Here is an 18,068-nt window from a genome sequence, read left to right on the forward strand (position 1 = left end):
GGCGCCGCCATGTGGCGCCCGGTCTGTTTTTTCCGCCCGGTAATGCCTTGCTCCAGCCCTGCTATTTCCCGCAGCCCTGCGTAATCATTCATCAATTTTTGCGCGCTACGGTCGCTGGGTGGGGCTTGGGCAGGGGTAGACAATGCGAGGGCGATCGGCGATTCCTGCCTTTCTGACGACGTTGCTTCTGGCAACGGCGGGGCAAGCCGAAACGCTCAACCTGCTCATCTGGGAATCCTATATCGATCAGGCGATCCTCGACCGCTGGACGGCGATAACCGGCGTCGGAATACACCAGGTCTATTACGACAGCGGCGATACCCGCGACGAAGTGCTGGCCGACCCGAACAGCATTGTCGACCTGGTGCTGACCGGGGAAAACGGGGCAGCGATCTTCGGGCGCAAAGGCATCCTGGAGAAGGTCGACGAGGCGAATGTCGCCTCGCTTCGGGACTATGACGAAAGCTGGCGCAAGCGCTGCTCGAACCATGGCCTACCCTATCTCTGGGGCACGATGGGAATTCTCTACCGATCGGACATGCTGCCTGAAGCGCCGACGTCCTGGCGCGACCTGATGCAGCCGGCTCCGGCGCTCACCAAACACGTCGCCATGTATGACGACCACAACGAGGCCTTTGTCGCACCCCTCATGCTGCTCGGCGAGTCGATCAACACCAACGAGCCGGCAACGCTGAAGACCGCATTCAACATGATGAAGGAACAGGCGCCGGCCGTTCTGACCTATGAATACGTCATCAGCTCGATCCAGAACCAGGCGATCGGCAAAAACATCCACATGGCGCTCGGCTACAGCGGCGACCAGCACGTCCTGAACGACAAGGCCGGCACACCGGGCGTCTGGCGCTATGTCGTACCCAAGGAAGGCACGCTTTCCTGGCTCGACTGCATGTCGGTTGTCGCCAAGTCGCCAAACAAGGTGCGAGCGCTCGCCTTCCTCGACTATATCGGCTCGCCCGGAAGTGCCGCCGCAAACGCGCAGGCGCTGAACATGCCGACGCCCAGCAAAGCCGCCTTTGCGCTCCTGCCGGAGGCGATGCGCTCGGACCAGGCGATCTATCCGTCATCAGACATTCTGGCCAAGAGCCAGTACCAGCAAGAACTGTCAACGACGTCGGTGCAGCTGCGCCGACGCATCATCAGCACATTGGCGAATTTCCAGTGACCCTCGGCAAGCGCGCACTCATCCTGATCTTTCCCGTGGTGCTCGCCGGCTACCTGCTGGCGGCGGTGTCGGTCCATGTCACCCAGAGCCGCTCGATCCGGGCGCTCGAACATGCCAAACTGTCCCAGCGGCTGGAACACGCCGCCGCTGTCTTCCAGAACGAAATCGGCCGCAGCAAGGGCTTCCTCAATGCGCTCCTGAACAGCAACGCGCTGCGCCAGTACATCTCGGAAACCGACAAAAGCTATCGGGCCAATGCGCTCGGCGTCCGGCTGCAGGAAAGTGTCAAGTCGCTTTCCGACGACCCGATGGGCTACGTGTCGCTGGCGATCCTGACATCGAACCTGCAGTCCGAATATTATTTCGAAAACAGCTGGGATCCCTTCGCCGAAATCGACGAGGCACAGCTCAATCTGGCACGGCGGCTGGTGCGCGAAGAAAAACTCGCCGACTGGACCTATCTCTACGACGCCGGACAGAAAGCCCGGATCGTCTATTCGTACTTCCTCGATCCCGTCACGTTCACGCGGCCGCTGCCGAGCAAGAAATCGGGTGCGCTGCTTATCCAGGTGGCAATCCAGCCGGATCGTTTCCTCGACATGCAGGAGACGCTGAAGCAAGAATATGGCGCCGACGTCGTGCTTCAGCCGTGGCCGCTGGCGGTCACCGACGACCTTTCGGCAAGCGTGCATCTCGGGCCATCGCTCTATGCGACGCTGACGGTTTCCAACGATCATTTCGACCGGTTGATGGCCCAACAGAAACTGCTGCTGGCGCTTGGCGCCGTGGCAATGAGCCTGTTTTCGATCTGGCTGATCATCGTTCTCATCCGGCGGTTCATCACCGACCCGATTGCCACGCTCGACGCCAACGTCATGGCCGTCATGGTCGGCGCCCATGACGAGATCCGCAACATGGACGAGAAGGGCGAGATCGGGCGCCTGACGGAGAACATCAGAGAGCTGCATCGCCAGTCGGAACAGTCGCTCAAACTGGTGCAGCGCAGCTCCTGGACCGACACGCTGACCGGGATCAGCAATCGCGGCCACTTCAACGCCGTTGCCGCCGGCATCGTTCGCGAGGCCATCGTCTCGGGCGAAAAATGCAGCCTGCTGTTCATCGACATCGACAACTTCAAGTTCGTCAATGACAAGCATGGCCATGAGATCGGCGACGAACTCCTGAAGACCCTGGCAACGCGCATCGCCGAGAATGTCGAAGCGATCACCGAGCGACGCGGTCAGAAACCGGCGATCCTGGCGCGGCTCTCGGGCGACGAATTCGCGGTGCTGGTCCGCTCCCGGCCGGGCGACGGCACCGTGCGGGAAGTTTCCGCGGCCATCCTGGCCCTGTTCGAAGACGGTTTCGAAGTCTCCGACAAGAGCTATCCGGTCACCGCCAGCATCGGCGCTGCCATCTGCCCCGATGATGCGACCAATCTTGCCGAGTTGATCTCAAATGCCGACGCAGCAATGTATCAGGCAAAGACCAGCGGCAAGAACCGCTCGTCCCGGTTCTCGCGCGCCCTGCACGACAAGCGCACGCGCGTGCGCCAGATCCAGGACGAGTTGCGCTCGCTCGATCCGGATGAACAATTCCACCTTGTCTACATGCCGATCGTCGATACCGATGGCCGGGTGGCCGGGTGCGAGGCGCTGTTGCGCTGGTACTCGCCGGTGCTCGGCAACGTGACGCCGGACGAATTCGTACCGATCGCCGAAAGCTCCGGCCTCTTTACCAAGATCGACTGGTGGGTGATCAACAAGGCGATGTCCGACTGCGGGCAGCTGAAAGCGCTGTTTGGTCCCGATACGATCCTGGCAATCAACATTTCCTCGGCCGAACTGCATTCGAAGGCGATCGCCGACTATTTCTCGGATTGCCTCAACCGCCACGGGCTTCAGCCGCAATCGATCGAAATCGAACTGACGGAGACCTTCGCGGTCAAGTTCAGCGACCAGCTCCGCCGCAACATCGATGAGCTTCGCCAAAAGGGCTTTCGTCTATCGATCGACGATTTCGGAGCGGGTTACACCTCCGTCCAGCAAATCATCGAATATACCGCCGATACGATCAAACTTGACCGGGCGCTTGTTTCGAACCTCACGGCATCGCAATCGCTGCCGGTTCTGAGGGCGTTGATCGCGCTGTGCCACGCCAAGGACGTTGCCGTCGTCGGCGAAGGCGTCGATACGCCGGAGAAACTCTCGATGCTGACCGCTGCAGGCTGCGACCTCTTCCAGGGCTACCTCATCAGCAAGCCGCTGCCGCTCGAGGATCTCGGCATCTGGGCACTGACGCGCACCGCGCGCTATGGCAACGAGCAGGGTGATCGCAAGAACCAGCAGGCAATTGCCTGAGCGCAGGTTAGCGCCCCCTACCCCACGGCACCCCCGGGAAATGCCTTCCGCGCGGGAATCGTGCCTCACGGCCCCCTGCCCCCTTGACCTGACAGCCGCGCCGCCTTAACCGCAACGCAACAATTTCGGCATGTCGGGGGCAGGCAATGAAGGTTCTTCTGATCGGATCGGGTGGACGCGAACATGCGCTGGCATGGAAGATCGCGCAGTCGCCGAAATTGACCAAGCTCTATGCCGCGCCCGGCAATCCCGGGATTGCCGAGGAAGCGACCCTCGTTGCGCTCGACACCGACAACCATGCTGCGGTCGTTGATTTCTGTCTGAAAGAGGCGATCGACTTCGTCGTGGTCGGGCCGGAAGGTCCGCTCGTCGCGGGCCTCGCAGACGTGCTCCGCGCTGCCGATATCGCCGTTTTCGGTCCTTCCGCCGCTGCCGCCCAGCTCGAAGGGTCCAAGGGCTTCACCAAGGACCTCTGCGCCAGATACGACATCCCGACCGGCGCCTATGGCCGCTTCACCGATGCCGAAACCGCCAAGGCCTATGCGCGCGACCAGGGCGCGCCGATCGTCATCAAGGCCGATGGGCTTGCCGCCGGCAAGGGCGTGACCGTCGCCATGGAACTCGACGAAGCGCTTGCTGCGGTCGATGACTGTTTCGACGGCGCCTTCGGTGCGGCCGGCGCAGAAGTGGTCGTGGAGGCCTATCTCGACGGCGAAGAGGCAAGCTTCTTCTGCCTTAGCGACGGCAGGACCGCGCTCGCGCTTGCCTCGGCGCAGGACCACAAGCGCGTCGGCGATGGCGACACCGGTCCGAACACCGGCGGCATGGGCGCCTATTCGCCGGCGCCTGTGATGACACCGGAGATGATCGAGCGCACGATGAAGGAGATCATCGAACCGACGATGCGGGGCATGGCGGAGAGCGGACATCCCTTCTCCGGCGTGTTCTTTGCCGGGCTGATGATCACCGCCAAGGGGCCGGAACTGATCGAGTACAATGTGCGTTTCGGCGACCCGGAATGCCAGGTGCTGATGATGCGAATGAAGAGCGACCTGCTGCCGCTGCTCTATGCCGCCGCAACCGGCACGCTTGCTGGCATGGAAGCCGAGTGGCGCGACGAGACGGCACTGACCGTCGTCATGGCGTCGAAGGGATATCCGGGCAGCTACGACAAGAACACGCCTATCGTTACGCTTCCGGCAGCCTCGCCGCAGACCAAGGTGTTTCATGCCGGCACAGCGATGAAGGACGGCAGCCTGGTTGCAACGGGCGGCCGGGTGCTGAACATCACGGCAATCGGCGAAAGTGCGAGCGCTGCCAAGGACCGCGCCTATTCGGCAGTCGACGGCGTTTCCTGGGACAACGGCTTTTATCGCCACGATATCGGCTGGCGCGCGGTTGCTCGCGAAAAGGCCTGACCGTCGTCGGCAAATACGCCGGATCATTCAATTTTTACCAAATCTCCTGACGGGAAAGTAAGAGGGAACGCATATTCTCGCCGAGAACAAACTCGGGGAGAAGACCGATGCGCCTGCTGCTGATCACCACCGCCGTTGCGCTTGCAGCCGGCAGCGCCTGGGCATCGTCGATCGAAGCGGTCGTTTCCGGGGACGCGGTCAATTCCAGCGTGGCAACGGTCTCCTGCTCACATTGCCCGCCGCTGCAGATCAAGAAGAAGGTCACCTACATCGTTCCGGAGATCGCCGTCGGCAGCGAGAAGGTCGAGCTCAAGCAGATCAACGGCGAGATGAAGCTCGTGCGCACCGAAGCCTGGCTCGGCGGCTCGCCCGTTGTCTTCGTCAGCAAACCGTCTGAGGACGTCCTCAAGGCGGCCGCGGGCGGAACCGACCAGGCTGATATGGCAACCGCCGCTGCCGGTACCGACGCCAGCAACCCGGGCAATCCTGACATGGCTGCGTCGTTGATCGACGAGACAGCCACCACTGCGGCGGTTCAGACCATCAAGCAGGCAGAGCAGGCGGTCTCGGCGTCGGCCGCCGCCGAAAGCTCACGGCAATTTGATCCGTCGGGTCTCGAACTTCGGCTAAACTAACGACCTAATCGGGAAAGTTCCCTGCCCCGCTCAGCCGCCCCTGCATTCAGGGCTGACGGGCGATTCGCTGAAACAGCGAGAGATTGCGTCCCTGAGAGAAGCAGGGGCGCAATCTTTTTATCGCGGCTCGCGCCGGCCATCGATCCGCGCGACCAAGGCTTCGATCTCTCTGTCGGAATAGACCTCGATACCGTTCTTGATGAGAAGCGCGGCGGTCACGCCCTGCCCCGCATGGCGGGCGCCCGAAAACGTTCCGTCATAGACAAAACCCGAACCGCAGGATGGGCTGCCGTCGATCAAAAGCGCGAAACGACAGTCCGTTTCGCGTGCGAGCGCAAGTGCATTCTCGGCAGCATCCAGGAATTCGCCGGTGACATCGCGGCCGGTGTTCTCGACGACAATCGCCTCGCCATTGAGCACGTCCACTCCGGACATACCGGACGCGATCTCGGCCGGCGGGCGCGGCACCGGCATGCCGGCCGACATTTCCGGACAGATGGTGACGAGCCGGCCTTCTTCGCGCCAGCGGTCGATGGCCGGGTGGATAAGCGGCTTCGACGCGCCGTCGTAGCGCACCGAATGGCCCATGAGGCAGGCGCTGACGAGGATCTTCGCCGTCATGCGCCCCTCCCCGTCATCCCGCAATCTTGGAGAAATCGGCAACCGTGCCGGTCGCCGAACGGATGAGACCGAGCAGCGCCAGGCGATTTGCCCGGATCGACGCGTCGTCGTCATTGACGAGAACGTCATTGAAGAACTGGTCAACCGGCTCGCGCAGCTTCGCCAGGGCCTGCATGGCGGAACGGAAGTCCTCCTTGGCGATCGCCTCGCGTGCCTCGCCGGAGCCCAGCTGAACTGCGGAGTGCAGCGCTTTTTCGGCATCGAGACGGAAGAGACCAGCGTCGACCGCGTCAGCCACCGCCGTGCCCTTCTTCTCTTCGGCCGCCAGGATCTGCGTCGCGCGCTTGGTACCGGCCAGCAGGTTCCTGCCCTCTTCGTCGGTGATGAAGGCCGTCAGCGCCTCGACGCGGCGGGCGATCATCAGAAGATCGTCCACATCCGGCGTCAGTACCGCATCGATCAGGTCGTGGCGGGCGCCGAGATCGCGCAGATAGACCTTGAGACGGTCATGGAAGAAGGACAGCAGGTCCGCCGACACGTCGCTCGTCAGCCCCGGCTTCTGCACTCGCAAAGCGGTCAGCGCGATCTCGAAGAACGGCGTGAGCGGCAGGCGCGCCTTACCTTCGAGGATGAGGCGGATAACACCGAGAGCAGCGCGGCGCAGAGCATAGGGATCCTTGGAGCCGGTCGGCTTTTCATCGATCGCCCAGAAACCGACGAGCGTGTCGAGCTTGTCGGCAAGCGCCACGGTTACGGCGACGGCATCGGTCGGTGCGCGGTCCGAAGGGCCATTCGGCTTCCAGTGATCTTCGATCGCAGCTGCCACCGAGTTGTCCTCGCCCTGAAGCAGCGCATATTTGCGGCCCATGATGCCCTGAAGTTCGGGGAACTCGCCCACGGCTTCGGTGCGCAGGTCGGCCTTTGCCAACACCACGGCACGGTCGACCAACTTGGCGTCGGCGCCGGTCACCTTGGCAAGCTCGGCGGCAAGCGCCCGGATGCGGGCAACGCGTTCGCCCTGCGTGCCGAGCTTGGCATGGAAGGTGACGTTCAGCGCGTCGAGCTTCGCCATGCGCTGGTCGAGCGGCTTCTTCAGGTCGAGGTCGAACTTTTCAGCCGACGGCTTCAAAGTCTCCAGGTCCGGCAGGCTGCCCTGGTCGCGGTGCCAGAAGTGGGCGGCGTCCGACAGGCGGGCGCGCACGACCTTGCCGTTGCCGTGAACGATCTCCTTGCCGCCGTCCTTCGCCTCGATGTTGGAGACGAGGATGAACTTGTTGGAGAGCGTCTCGGCACCCGGCGCACGGGTCACGAAACACTTCTGGTTGGTCTTGATCGTCAGGCGGATGATTTCCGAGGGGATCTCGAGATAGCTCTCTTCAAAGCTTCCCATCAGAACCTGCGGCCACTCGACGAGGCCGGAGACCTCCTCGAGCAGGCCCTCGTCCTCGACGAGCTCGAGCCCGTTGGCAAAGGCGACATTATGCGCGTCGGCGGAGATCATCTGCTTGCGGCGTTCGCCGTCGAGCACGACCTTCGCGCGCTCCAGCTTCTCGGCATAATCGGCAAAGCGGCGCACGGTGATCGCTTCAGGCGCATGGAAGCGGTGGCCATAGGTGACGTTGGAGGCGACGATGCCGTCGACCTCGAAGGCGATCACATGGGTTTCGTCGGTTTCCGAGCCGAAGGTGCAGACGATCGACTGCAGCGGGCGAACCCAGCGCAAGGCGCCCGGCTTGGCCGAGGCGGCACCGGAGCGCATCGGCTTCGGCCAGGGAAAGTTGCGGATGATCTCCGGCATCGCCTCGGCGACGACCTCTTCGGCCGGACGGCCCGGCTTGACGATATGGGCGACGTAGAAATCACCCTTCTTCGGATCGCTGTGGACATGGGCCTCGCTGATCGAGGACAGGCCGGCGCCGCGCAGAAAGCCCTCGATCGCCTTTTCGTTGGCGTCGGTGCGCGGGCCCTTGCGGTCTTCGCGCACATCGGCGGACCGGGCATTGAGGCCACGGATGTCGAGCGTCAGCCGGCGCGGCGTCCAGTATTCGCGTGCGCCCTCATAGGTCAGGCCCGCTTCCACCAGCGCATCGGTCAGCAGCTTCTTGAGGTCGCCAGCCGCCTTGCGCTGCAGGCGGGCAGGAATTTCCTCGGAGCGGAGTTCGATAAGAAGATCGGGCATAGGAGATGACTTTTTCTGTTCCGGACGGTTGCGGCCGACTTAGCAAGCTCTGGCGAAAATGTCACCAAGCCCGACGATGAATTTGACCTGCACGCAGGAGGGGCGCGGCGCGATCACCAGCCACCACCGCCGCCCCCGCCACCACCGCCACCGGAAAAGCCGCCGCCGGTGGAAAAACCTGACGACGAGGATTTCGGCGGGGGCGGCAAGGAGGAGGTCATGGTGTCGGCCATAGAGCCGGCAAAGCCGCCGATCCGATCGCCGAACGACGTCGAGCCGAAGCCGTCGCCATGGTACCAGGCCGGCTGGTAGGCGGCAGCGGCCGCAGCCCCCGCAGCGGCGGCCAGCAGCCAGCGATCGAAGGTTTGCGTCCACGGCTTTTCCACCCCGAGCGCGACGGCATAGGGCAGCAGCGTCTCGAAGTGTAGGGGCGACATCTCGGGCACCCCTTGCATGTTCATCCGGTCCTTCTCGGCAAGCGTCATGTATTGCCGGAGGCCATCGATGCCATCCATCATCCGGGTGCCGAGCGGCGTCGGCGCCCCCATCAGGAAGAAGAACAGCACGTTGACGAGCACGATGCCGCCGATTGCAAACAGAAGCGGCAGTTCGTCGGTCTCGGCGGCGGAGTAGAAGACCACCGCCAGGACGCTGGAAAAGATGGTGAAGGCGACGAAGCCGATGAAGGCGATGACCACGATCGACAGGATGCGGCTCATCAGGCTCTTTTCGCGCCGCAGGGATTTGCCGAAGGAAACGGCGAAGATCGAAACGAAAAAGGCGATGAAGACGGGGACGATCACCAGCGGGATGCTGTCCTCGCTCAAATCGCCGAACAGGAACACGGCGGCGACCGCCAGAACCGACAGCAACACGCCGGCGATGATGTAGCCGGTGTTGGCCAGATAGTATTTGCCGCGGTGCTCACGCTCCATGGCATTGCGGAAGCTGGCCCCCGTCGCCTGCACCTTCGTGCCGTTGACCCTGTCGATCTTCAGCTTGCCGCCGGCGGCATTGACGGCCTTCATCAGGCTCGCCTCGCCGGTCGGCAGCTTCTCGCTGCTGCCCTTGCCGGTCGCGGCAATGATGATGGCGCTCTTCAGATCTTCGAGGACGACATGGCCCTTGACCGCGAGGCTGAGCGCAGACGCAGACAGAGCCGTCCAGCCCTCGCCGGAAAAGCCCCTGTTGTCGATATAGTTGACGAGCGCCGGGGAAATGCCGTCGGGGGCGTCCCAGCGCGGCACCATGACGCCGCGCGCCGGATCCCGCCCCACCTTCAGCCAGGCGCGACCATAGTAGAGCACTACCACCACAAGTCCCGCTCCGGCGATCAGAAGCGCGATATGATCGCGCAGCCACCAGGTGTTTTCCTGGCTCGTGGACGGCCGGTCGATGCTGCCCTTCGGCATCTTGATCGCGATGGTCAGCCCCTCCTTCGGCTCAAGCCGCCGGGTGGTCGCAAAGAAGATCTCGCTGCCTTCCTCCGACGCGCGCGCGTCCTTGCCGGTCGCGCCGTAGCCGCCGGTGAAAACGTCGAGCGCCTCGGCCCGCACGCCTTCCGGCAGATTGACGGTTGCACTTGCCTCATCGATCGGGAAAGCCCATTCGGTGCCCGTCACGCCCCAATAGAGTTCGTCGTGATCATCGAAGAACCGGATCTGCCGGCTCGTCTCATAGGTGAACTGGAACGTATGCTCGCCGTGCGGCAGAAAGACCTCCGCGGATCCGGTGTAGATGCGGATGCCGCCCGAGATCGATTCGGTTCGGTAGGGCTCCTCCTCACCGTCGCGCTCGACCGACAGCAGCTTGAAATCGACCCTGCTGCGGCGGCCCTTGGCATCGGTGAAGGTCAGCGGCAGGTCGCGAAAGATGCCTCGCCGGATCTGGTTGCCCTCGGCATTGGCCGTGATCGTTTCGGTGACCGTCAGCGTCCCGTCCTTGGCGACATCGATCACCGAATTATAGGACGAGAACACCTCGTCCGCCCGCCCGGCGCCCGCCGTCGCCATCAGGAAGAACAACATGCCGAGCAGGGCGACGAAACGGGTCATGCGGTCTCAGACCTTCCGATCGATCTCGAGCGTTTCCATTTTGCACGGAGTCATGGAAACACTCTATTTCTTTGGTTTTCGCATTTCCTGGCGGAAAACCGCTTCGCCCTTTTCCTGGAAAAGCTGGAGGAGCGGTTTCATTCGGCGCGATATCAAGGACGATCACCCGTGAAGGCAACGCCGAGCGATGCAAGCGCATCCCAATAGGCCGGATAGGTCTTGGCGACGCAGCCGGGGTCCTCGATGGCAATGCCGTGGATCTTTAGCCCGGCAAGGGCGAAGCTCATGGCGATGCGATGGTCGGCAAATGTGTCGATCGAGGCCGGCAATGTCTGCCCGGCAAGTCCCGGATCCGAGGAGACGATGAGATCGTCGCCCTCTTCGTGGGCAAGCCCCGGGCGGATGGCGGTCAGGCCCAGCGACAGGGCGCGGACGCGGTCGCATTCCTTCACGCGCAGATTGGCAAGTCCGACAAAGCGCACGGGCGTCTCGTTGAAGGCGGCAAGTACCGCGATCGTCGGCACCGCGTCCTGCATCTGCGACCCGTCGATGACGGCGGGAAGATTCGGGAAGGTGGAGATGACGGCGTGGGCGCGCGCATCGGGCTGCGAAAACACGGAAGCCGGCACGCCGAGGTCGATGGCTCCTCCGGTCAACACTTCGGCGGCCCAGAGATAGGTCGCGGCCGACGCGTCCGGCTCGATTGCGAAGTCGGCGGCGCGATAGCCCGTCGGCGCAACCTGCCAGACGGATGGGCTCAGCTGCTCCACTTCGGCGCCGAAGGCGCGCATCGCTGCGACCGTCAGATCGATGTAACCGCGCGCGCCAATGTCGTCGCCGGCAAGTTCGATACGGACAGGGCCCTTGGCGCCCGGGGCTGCCATCAGCAGAGCCGAGACGTATTGGCTGGAAAGACCGGCGTCGATTTCGATACGGCCGGCAGGGAAGCCGCCCTTGCCATTGACGGTCACCGGCGGGCACCCGGTTTCCGACGTGACCTCGACACCAAGCGTGCGCAGCGCATCGACAAGCGGCTTGATCGGCCGCTTGCGCATGTGCTGGTCACCATCGACGACCACCGGGCCGTCGACCAGAGCTGCCGCGGCCGTCAGGAAGCGTGTCGCGGTTCCCGCATTGCCGAGGAACAGCGGAGCAGACGGCGACGCGAGCCGACCGGTTCCAGTCACGACGAATGTGGTTTCGTCCGGCTCGCTGACCTCGACGCCCATTGCCCGCAAGGCATCGGCCATATAGCGCGTGTCGTCGCTCTTCAGCGCGCCCGTCAGCCGGCTCGTGCCCTTAGCAAGCCCCGCAAGAAGCAGCGCCCGATTGGTGATCGACTTCGAACCCGGCGGGCGGACGTGACCGCGCAAGGGGTGGTCGGTCGGCAGGATGGTCAGCTTCTTCACGGTATCACTCATGCTCGGGTCTCTTTATGCAACTGGCGCCGAGGCTTTCAGCCTCGGCAGGCGTGTCTCTTATCATTGGATGGCGTGATCGGGTAACGTCCCCGATCAGAATTTGACTTGCGGCACCGCACGATCCGCCTCGTTGGCGATCTCGAAATAGCCGGCCTTCACGAAGCGGAAAGCGTTGGCGATGAGGTTCGACGGAAAACTCTCGACCTTGACGTTCAGGTCGCGCGCCGCGCCGTTGTAGTAGCGGCGCGACATCTGGATCTCGCCCTCGATCGTTTCCAGCGAGCGCTGCAACTCTGCGAAATTCTCGTTGGCCTTGAGATCCGGATAGGCTTCAGCAAGGGCAAAGAGTTTGCCGAGCGCCTGCGACAGGGCGCCTTCCGCAGCGGCCCGCCCCTCGACATCGCCAGCCGGAACGGCCTGGGCGCGATTGCGCATCGCGATGACTTCCTCGAGCGTCGACTTCTCGTGGGCGGCGTAGCCCTTCACCGTCTCGATCAGGTTGGGGATGAGATCGGCGCGCCGCTTCAGCTGCACGTCGATGCCCGACCAGGCTTCCTCTGCGATCTGCCGCGCCTTGACGAGGCCGTTGTAAACGAAAACCAGATACAGGATCACGACGACGCCGATGGCCAGACCGATCATGGGATACCCTCCAAAAAAGCTCGGCAGAGATTAACACCGGCTTTCCAGCTTCAAAGACCTTTCTGCGGCATCCGGGCGGAGAAACGCACTCCTCCCCAACTGCTGACCAAAGGCGATGAACACACTGTTCACCGCTACGGCACATCCGCACGCCAAAACACCTCGATTCCTGTTCCATCGGGAACCGCAGAGAGCCGGACGATGGGTGATAGTCGCCCCATCGAAGAACCCCGGATACGAAGTGAAGACCATGAAAACGTTCGCAACCCTCATCAACGTGATCGCCTTTACGGCGCTCTTCGTTGCCTATGCGAGCGTTGGTTCGGCCGAAAGGCCAACCGGTGTCCGCCGGGCGCTGCAGACCTACTCCGGTCAGGCTTACACGGGCACTTACCCCACGTTGAAGCCGGTCTGGAAGATCAGCGTCGATGCCAGCGACACGATCTGAGATCTAGCCCCGGGCCATCCGCGTCGCAATCTCGCTGGCGGCTTCATCGGCGCCGATATGGGTGACGTCGAGTTCGATCAGCTGATCGCATTTTCCTCTCAACAGAGCGTGCCGGCTTCTGAGATCGATCAACACTTGCGGATCGGTCAGCTTGTGGGCCCTGGAACGACCCGCACGCATCAACCGCTTCAGGTTCTCCTCGATCGCGCAATCGAGAACGACAGCGACGAAACGGGCGCCGCGATCGGCGGCCAGTGTCGCAAAGTCTTCGAACGCGCGACTGTCCAATGCATCATCCGAAAGCGCGTCGGTGAAAAGGAAGGATTGCGAAGCGTCGGCCCGGCGTACATGGTCGAGCACCGCCGTTCTGATCGTTGCCCGCAGCGAGCGATAGAGCGGCGTGCCCCCGGCAAACAGCGCCTCGGCCGGATTGATCAGGGTGTGATTGTCGGCAAGCCTCGCGCCGAGATGTTCGGCGAGATGGCGTGCGATGGTCAGCTTTCCGGTGCCCGGCTAGCCATTGATGTGAACGATGAGGCTGGCGGGCCCGGCGATCAAGCAGCGTCCCGGTTGAGGTTCGCGCCGCCGGCATCGGTCAGCAGGAACGCTTCGCCGCAGGCCTTTGCCAGCGTGCGGACACGCAGGATGTAGCTTTGCCGCTCAGTGACCGAAATCACCCCGCGCGCATCGAGCAGGTTGAAGACGTGGCTTGCCTTGATGCACTGGTCGTAGGCCGGGAAGACGCACCTGTGCAGCTGGTTGTTGGTACTGTCCGCAGGTGCGCCGGCCGCCAGCAGAGCCTGGCATTCTGCCTCGGCATCGATGAAGTGCTGGTGCAGCATTGCGGTATTGGCGTATTCGAAGTTGTACCTCGAATATTCCTGCTCCGCCTGCAGGAAGACGTCGCCATAGCTGATCTTCTCGGCGCCTTCGCGGCCGTTGAAGTTCAGATCATAGACATTGTCGACGCCCTGGACATACATTGCCAGACGCTCGAGACCGTAGGTCAGCTCGCCGGAGACCGGCGAGCATTCGATGCCGCAGACCTGCTGGAAATAGGTGAACTGCGACACTTCCATACCGTCGCACCAGCATTCCCAGCCAAGGCCCCAGGCGCCCAGCGTCGGGCTTTCCCAATCGTCCTCGACGAAACGGATATCGTGCAGCAACGGATCGAGGCCGATCGCCTCCAGCGAGCCGAGATAAAGCTCCTGCAGGTTGGACGGGTTCGGCTTCAGGATCACCTGATATTGATAATAGTGCTGCAGACGGTTCGGGTTCTCGCCATAGCGGCCGTCGGTCGGGCGACGGGAGGGCTGGACATAGGCCGCACGCCATGGACGGGGACCGAGCGCACGCAATGTCGTTGCCGGATGGAACGTACCGGCGCCGACTTCCATGTCGTAGGGCTGCAGCACCGCGCAACCCTTGTCGGCCCAATAGTTGTGCAGCGTCAGGATCAGGGCCTGGAACGAGCGCTTGGGGTTCATGTGGTCGGGCAGCGAGGCGGTGGTCATGGGGAACGTCCGAATTCTTCACGAAATGAGAGCCGGACAGGTGGTGCCACGCCGGGCGACAGGGGTCAAGCGCCCAGGCGGATCTGCGTGCACGCAAAGACGCACGGAAAATCTCAGTCGTCTTCGCGCTTGAGCCGGTATTCGCCGGTCTCGGGATCCTTGACGAGAGTCCCGCTGGCGCCGGTCTGCTGCTCTCGGCGCGTTTGATCGCGCTGACGCGTCAGTTTCTTGGCATCCGCAATGAACTTGCGGTAGCCGATCCATAGAACGATGCCTGCGATCAGGAGCAGGATAAGCTGCGGCATTTTTCCTCCCTACTGCATACTTTTATCCTCAAATCGAGTTCGATTTGAGGATAAAAATATGAAGCCATTCAAAGTGCTACAGCGACCTTTGCGCGTCTAATAAGATGCGCGGCGCTGTAGGCCCGTCGCGCCGGTCGCGGTTCAAAGCCCGAAACGCGCCCACAATGCCCTTTCCTCTACTGCTTCGGCAAGACCTGCCATCGCAGAAGCCGCGATCGGCGCGGCGATATCGCCGGCAATCGATGCACCGGTCTGGCGGCGCCCGAAGAGACTGCGCACCGGCTGGATCAGTTCGAGCCGCGCCTTCTCGCCATACCGCTTCTTCACCTCGCCGCGCAGATCGCCAAGGCCGTCGATCAGACCGAGCTCCAATCCGCGCCGCCCCGTCCAGAAAAGACCGGAAAAGACGTCGGGATGGTCGGCCAGCAATTGCCCGCGGCGGGCCTTCACCATCTGAATGAAGGTATCATGGATATCGAGCTGCAGGCTTTTCAGAAACTCGATGTCGCGTTCCTTTTCCGGCTGGAACGGGTCGAGCATGACCTTGTTCTCGCCGGCCGTATAGACGCGCCGCTCGACGCCGATCTTCTTCAACAGTTCCGGGAAACCGAAGCCACCGGACACCACCCCGATCGAACCGACGATCGAGGTCGGATCGGCGATGATCTCGTCGCCGGCAAGCGCGATCATGTAGCCGCCGGAAGCGGCCACGTCCTCGACGAAGACGAGCACGCGCTTCTTCTTTTCCTCGGCGAGATCGCGGATGCGCTGGTAGATCAGCCGCGACTGCACCGGCGACCCGCCGGGCGAGTTGATCGATATCGCAACGGCCGGGGCTTCCTTCACCGCGAAGGCCTTCTCCAGCAAGGGAGCGGCCGAAGCCAGATTGAGCGTCGGACGAAACTGACCGCCGCCGGCCATGATTGCGCCGTGAAGCCGTACGACGGGGATCGCAACGCCATCCCGCCGAAAACGCTTCGGCATCAGCCTTTTGAAGAACCCGGCCATTTCAACTCCTGCAATACGAACTCTTGCCCTTGCATGTATGCACTGGTCGTCCAAACGCAATGCCGCATACGGTAAATCAACGGCGCCGATAGACAGCGCGCCCGTTGTTGAGATCGTCGACATCTTGAGAAAAGCGATGGGTGCCCTCCTCGTGCATGATCAGCGGCGCTCTCAGCACCAGCCGCTTGCGGCTCTGCTTGATCGCGGTGACGAGGATGCGCACGGCATTCTCGCCGATGCGCGGATGCAGCGGCGTAATCTCGATGCCGCCGAAGCGGCGGCCGCAGGCCGCAATGATATCGGCGATCGATTCCGGCCGGGCGATCAGCGACAATTGCCCGCCCGGCTTCATGATCGCGCCCGCCGTCTTGATCCAGATCTCGAACAGGTTGTCGCTCATCGCGTGCGCCTCGGCCTTCAGGCCGTCCGGCGTGCGCCGGTCGGAGGCATCGTTGAAAGGCGGGTTCATGATCACATGGTCGAAGGCATCGTCTGGTAGCCCGGCGGCGCGGCGCGCCCTGCCGGCAAGCGAGACGTCGGCCTCGATCACCGACACCCGTTCGGCGAAACGTTCGTTTTCGGAAAGCGCCAGGCTTCGGCGCGCAAACGCCGCCATGGTCGGCGAGCGCTCCACCAGAACGACCTCGGCCAGATCAAGCCGCGAGGCGACCGCCATGCCGGCAGCACCGGCGCCTGCGCCAAGATCGGCCACGCGGCAGGCGCGGTCGGCGGCAACCAGCGAGGCCAGCAGCATCGCATCCATGCCGGAGCGATGCCCCTGCCCCAGCGGCTGCACGACGTGGAACCTGCCGCGATGAAACGCATCGACCGTTTCGGTCTGGGCAAGCGTAATAGGTCGTTCGCTCATGGCCGATCGTCACCTGCGGCGGCAGACGAACCGGCGATCATGCCCGCAACTCCGCTTCCAGCCCGGCCTCGATCAGAATGCGGCGCGCGGCATCGGCATCGTCGTCCGGCACGAGGAAACGGCGCGGCAGCAGGCCCAACGACCCCTCCAGAATGCTCATGCCCTGATCGGCGATCAGGCAGTTGATACCGGCGTCCTTCATCAGGCTTTCCGCAAAAGAAAGCAGAACGACGTCGTTGGTGCGGATCAATTCCTTCATCCAGCGGTTTTTCCTGTCCTATTTCAGCAAGCGGGACAATTCGCCTCTTGCCGCACGTGCCCCCCCTTCCTATTGTCGAAAGCGACAATGAAAACAGGAGTCCCGGTGTTGGGCGTAGTGATACCGCTGGAAGACAGCAAAAACAAACAGGCGTCCGTGAAGCCGCTCGTTGACTTGACGTCGCCCGACATGGAACGCGTCAACCAGCTCATCCTGTCGAAGGCCGGCTCCGACGTCCAGATGATTCCTGAGGTTGCCAACCACCTGATCTCGTCGGGTGGCAAACGCCTGCGCCCGATGCTGACGCTCGCCTCCGCGGCGATGTTCGGCTATGAGGGCGACGCTCACGTCAAGCTCGCCACCAGCGTCGAGTTCATGCATACGGCAACGCTTTTGCATGACGATGTCGTGGACGAAAGCGATCTGCGCCGCGGCAAATCCACCGCCCGCACCATCTGGGGCAACCAGGCAAGCGTGCTCGTCGGCGACTTCCTGCTCGGCCAGGCCTTCCGCATGATGGTCGATGTCGGCTCGCTCGATGCGCTCGACGTGCTTTCGACCGCAGCGTCGGTGATCGCCGAAGGCGAGGTGCTGCAGCTTTCCGTCGCCAAGAACATGGAGACGACCGAGGACGACTATCTCCAGGTCATCCGCGCCAAGACCGCAGCGCTTTTCGCCGCTGCCGCCGAAGTCGGCCCGATCGTCGCCCAGACCAGCAAATCCGACCGCAACGCGCTGAAATCCTATGGCATGAATCTCGGCCTCGCCTTCCAGCTCGTCGACGACGTGCTCGACTATGGCGGCTCGGCCAGCGATCTCGGCAAGAATGTCGGCGACGATTTCCGCGAAGGCAAGATCACCCTTCCGGTCATTCTGTCCTATCGCCGCGGCACGGCGGAAGACCGCGCCTTCTGGCGCCAGGCGATCGAGGGCGGCGACAGCAGTGATGCCAACCTCGAAAAGGCGCTCGGCCTGATCAAGCGATATGGCGGCCTGAACGACACCATCGCCCGTGCGCAGCACTATGGAACGATTGCGCGCGATGCGCTGGCACCGCTCCCGGTTTCGCCCTGGAAATCGGCGCTGGTCGAGGTCATCGACTTCTGCATCGACCGGGTCAGCTGACGCGACGCTGCGGCCGCACCAGGAC

16 protein-coding genes and 1 pseudogene are annotated in these 18,068 nt (G+C 62.9%); 6 read left to right on the plus strand and 11 right to left on the minus strand.

Annotation, left to right across the window (positions count from 1 at the left end):
• Window positions 1-142 precede the first annotated feature (142 nt).
• From BC363_RS29585 to BC363_RS29600, 4 genes are all read left to right on the plus strand, one after another.
• Window positions 143-1,183 carry a spermidine/putrescine ABC transporter substrate-binding protein gene (locus BC363_RS29585; RefSeq protein WP_065782732.1) on the plus strand — a complete coding sequence of 347 codons (1,041 nt, stop codon included), beginning with the start codon at window positions 143-145 and terminating at the stop codon, window positions 1,181-1,183.
• The gene (locus tag BC363_RS29590; RefSeq protein WP_065782734.1) at window positions 1,180-3,543 is read left to right on the plus strand and encodes a GGDEF domain-containing phosphodiesterase; all 2,364 of its coding nucleotides are present in this window, start codon (window positions 1,180-1,182) and stop codon (window positions 3,541-3,543) included. Before BC363_RS29585 ends, BC363_RS29590 begins: the two co-directional genes overlap by 4 nt.
• Window positions 3,544-3,689: 146 nt before the next feature.
• Window positions 3,690-4,961: a phosphoribosylamine--glycine ligase gene (gene purD / locus BC363_RS29595; protein WP_065782736.1), complete on the plus strand. Its 1,272-nt coding sequence runs from the start codon at window positions 3,690-3,692 to the stop codon at window positions 4,959-4,961.
• 107 nt (window positions 4,962-5,068) lie between these two features.
• Window positions 5,069-5,596: a plant virulence effector HPE1-like domain-containing protein gene (locus tag BC363_RS29600; protein ID WP_065782738.1), complete on the plus strand. Its 528-nt coding sequence runs from the start codon at window positions 5,069-5,071 to the stop codon at window positions 5,594-5,596.
• A gap of 117 nt (window positions 5,597-5,713) precedes the next feature.
• Here BC363_RS29600 and BC363_RS29605 read toward each other — a convergent pair whose 3' ends face one another.
• From BC363_RS29605 to BC363_RS29625, 5 genes are all read right to left on the minus strand, one after another.
• Window positions 5,714-6,217 (minus strand): DUF523 domain-containing protein, encoded by a 504-nt coding sequence (locus tag BC363_RS29605; RefSeq protein WP_065782740.1) that lies wholly within the window; start codon window positions 6,215-6,217, stop codon window positions 5,714-5,716.
• Window positions 6,218-6,230: 13 nt separating this feature from the next.
• Window positions 6,231-8,396 (minus strand): glycine--tRNA ligase subunit beta, encoded by a 2,166-nt coding sequence (glyS, locus tag BC363_RS29610; RefSeq protein ID WP_065782741.1) that lies wholly within the window; start codon window positions 8,394-8,396, stop codon window positions 6,231-6,233.
• Between the two features lie 113 nt (window positions 8,397-8,509).
• The gene (locus BC363_RS29615) at window positions 8,510-10,450 is read right to left on the minus strand and encodes a DUF2207 domain-containing protein (RefSeq protein ID WP_065782742.1); all 1,941 of its coding nucleotides are present in this window, start codon (window positions 10,448-10,450) and stop codon (window positions 8,510-8,512) included.
• 152 nt (window positions 10,451-10,602) lie between these two features.
• Window positions 10,603-11,871 (minus strand): 3-phosphoshikimate 1-carboxyvinyltransferase, encoded by a 1,269-nt coding sequence (locus BC363_RS29620; RefSeq protein ID WP_065782743.1) that lies wholly within the window; start codon window positions 11,869-11,871, stop codon window positions 10,603-10,605.
• A 93-nt stretch (window positions 11,872-11,964) separates the two neighbouring features.
• The gene (locus tag BC363_RS29625) at window positions 11,965-12,513 is read right to left on the minus strand and encodes a LemA family protein (RefSeq protein ID WP_065782745.1); all 549 of its coding nucleotides are present in this window, start codon (window positions 12,511-12,513) and stop codon (window positions 11,965-11,967) included.
• Window positions 12,514-12,763: 250 nt separating this feature from the next.
• Here BC363_RS29625 and BC363_RS29630 point away from each other — a divergent pair, with 250 nt between their 5' ends.
• Window positions 12,764-12,961, plus strand: coding sequence for a hypothetical protein (locus tag BC363_RS29630; protein ID WP_065782747.1), 198 nt, complete (start codon window positions 12,764-12,766; stop codon window positions 12,959-12,961).
• Between the two features lie 3 nt (window positions 12,962-12,964).
• Here BC363_RS29630 and BC363_RS29635 read toward each other — a convergent pair.
• The 6 genes and pseudogenes from BC363_RS29635 to BC363_RS29660 all read right to left on the minus strand — a co-directional run.
• Window positions 12,965-13,462 (minus strand): annotated as a pseudogene (locus tag BC363_RS29635) (nucleoside kinase); the annotation flags it as partial.
• A gap of 53 nt (window positions 13,463-13,515) precedes the next feature.
• Window positions 13,516-14,478: a glycine--tRNA ligase subunit alpha gene (locus BC363_RS29640; RefSeq protein ID WP_065782749.1), complete on the minus strand. Its 963-nt coding sequence runs from the start codon at window positions 14,476-14,478 to the stop codon at window positions 13,516-13,518.
• A 113-nt stretch (window positions 14,479-14,591) separates the two neighbouring features.
• On the minus strand, window positions 14,592-14,783 hold the full coding sequence (locus tag BC363_RS29645) for a hypothetical protein (RefSeq protein WP_065782751.1): 192 nt from the start codon (window positions 14,781-14,783) through the stop codon (window positions 14,592-14,594).
• 141 nt (window positions 14,784-14,924) lie between these two features.
• Window positions 14,925-15,791, minus strand: a complete 867-nt coding sequence (locus BC363_RS29650) for a S49 family peptidase (protein ID WP_065782753.1) — start codon at window positions 15,789-15,791, stop codon at window positions 14,925-14,927.
• Window positions 15,792-15,867: 76 nt separating this feature from the next.
• The gene (locus tag BC363_RS29655) at window positions 15,868-16,659 is read right to left on the minus strand and encodes a methyltransferase (RefSeq protein ID WP_141690482.1); all 792 of its coding nucleotides are present in this window, start codon (window positions 16,657-16,659) and stop codon (window positions 15,868-15,870) included.
• Between the two features lie 37 nt (window positions 16,660-16,696).
• A complete protein-coding gene (locus BC363_RS29660; protein WP_053250818.1) occupies window positions 16,697-16,918 on the minus strand; it encodes a DUF2007 domain-containing protein in 222 nt (73 codons plus the stop codon).
• Window positions 16,919-17,026: 108 nt separating this feature from the next.
• Between BC363_RS29660 and BC363_RS29665 the strand changes: the two genes are divergently transcribed.
• A complete protein-coding gene (locus tag BC363_RS29665; RefSeq protein WP_065782755.1) occupies window positions 17,027-18,043 on the plus strand; it encodes a polyprenyl synthetase family protein in 1,017 nt (338 codons plus the stop codon).
• Window positions 18,044-18,068: the final 25 nt, after the last annotated feature.

The sequence above is a fragment of the Ensifer sp. LC384 genome (genome assembly GCF_001695865.1).
In the GTDB taxonomy this organism is placed as follows: Bacteria; Pseudomonadota; Alphaproteobacteria; order Rhizobiales; family Rhizobiaceae; genus Ensifer.

Bases quoted from the DNA above. Each gene is read 5' to 3' on its own strand.
- BC363_RS29650 (WP_065782753.1), bottom strand. From the start codon at position 15,791: ATGGCCGGGTTCTTCAAAAGGCTGATGCCGAAGCGTTTTCGGCGGGAT.
- glyS (WP_065782741.1), bottom strand. From the start codon at position 8,396: ATGCCCGATCTTCTTATCGAACTCCGCTCCGAGGAAATTCCTGCCCGC.
- BC363_RS29640 (WP_065782749.1), bottom strand. From the start codon at position 14,478: ATGACCACCGCCTCGCTGCCCGACCACATGAACCCCAAGCGCTCGTTC.
- BC363_RS29605 (WP_065782740.1), bottom strand. From the start codon at position 6,217: ATGACGGCGAAGATCCTCGTCAGCGCCTGCCTCATGGGCCATTCGGTG.
- purD (WP_065782736.1), top strand. From the start codon at position 3,690: ATGAAGGTTCTTCTGATCGGATCGGGTGGACGCGAACATGCGCTGGCA.
- BC363_RS29615 (WP_065782742.1), bottom strand. From the start codon at position 10,450: ATGACCCGTTTCGTCGCCCTGCTCGGCATGTTGTTCTTCCTGATGGCG.
- BC363_RS29625 (WP_065782745.1), bottom strand. From the start codon at position 12,513: ATGATCGGTCTGGCCATCGGCGTCGTCGTGATCCTGTATCTGGTTTTC.
- BC363_RS29630 (WP_065782747.1), top strand. From the start codon at position 12,764: ATGAAAACGTTCGCAACCCTCATCAACGTGATCGCCTTTACGGCGCTC.
- BC363_RS29585 (WP_065782732.1), top strand. From the start codon at position 143: ATGCGAGGGCGATCGGCGATTCCTGCCTTTCTGACGACGTTGCTTCTG.
- BC363_RS29655 (WP_141690482.1), bottom strand. From the start codon at position 16,659: ATGAGCGAACGACCTATTACGCTTGCCCAGACCGAAACGGTCGATGCG.
- BC363_RS29645 (WP_065782751.1), bottom strand. From the start codon at position 14,783: ATGCCGCAGCTTATCCTGCTCCTGATCGCAGGCATCGTTCTATGGATC.
- BC363_RS29620 (WP_065782743.1), bottom strand. From the start codon at position 11,871: ATGAGTGATACCGTGAAGAAGCTGACCATCCTGCCGACCGACCACCCC.
- BC363_RS29660 (WP_053250818.1), bottom strand. From the start codon at position 16,918: ATGAAGGAATTGATCCGCACCAACGACGTCGTTCTGCTTTCTTTTGCG.
- BC363_RS29600 (WP_065782738.1), top strand. From the start codon at position 5,069: ATGCGCCTGCTGCTGATCACCACCGCCGTTGCGCTTGCAGCCGGCAGC.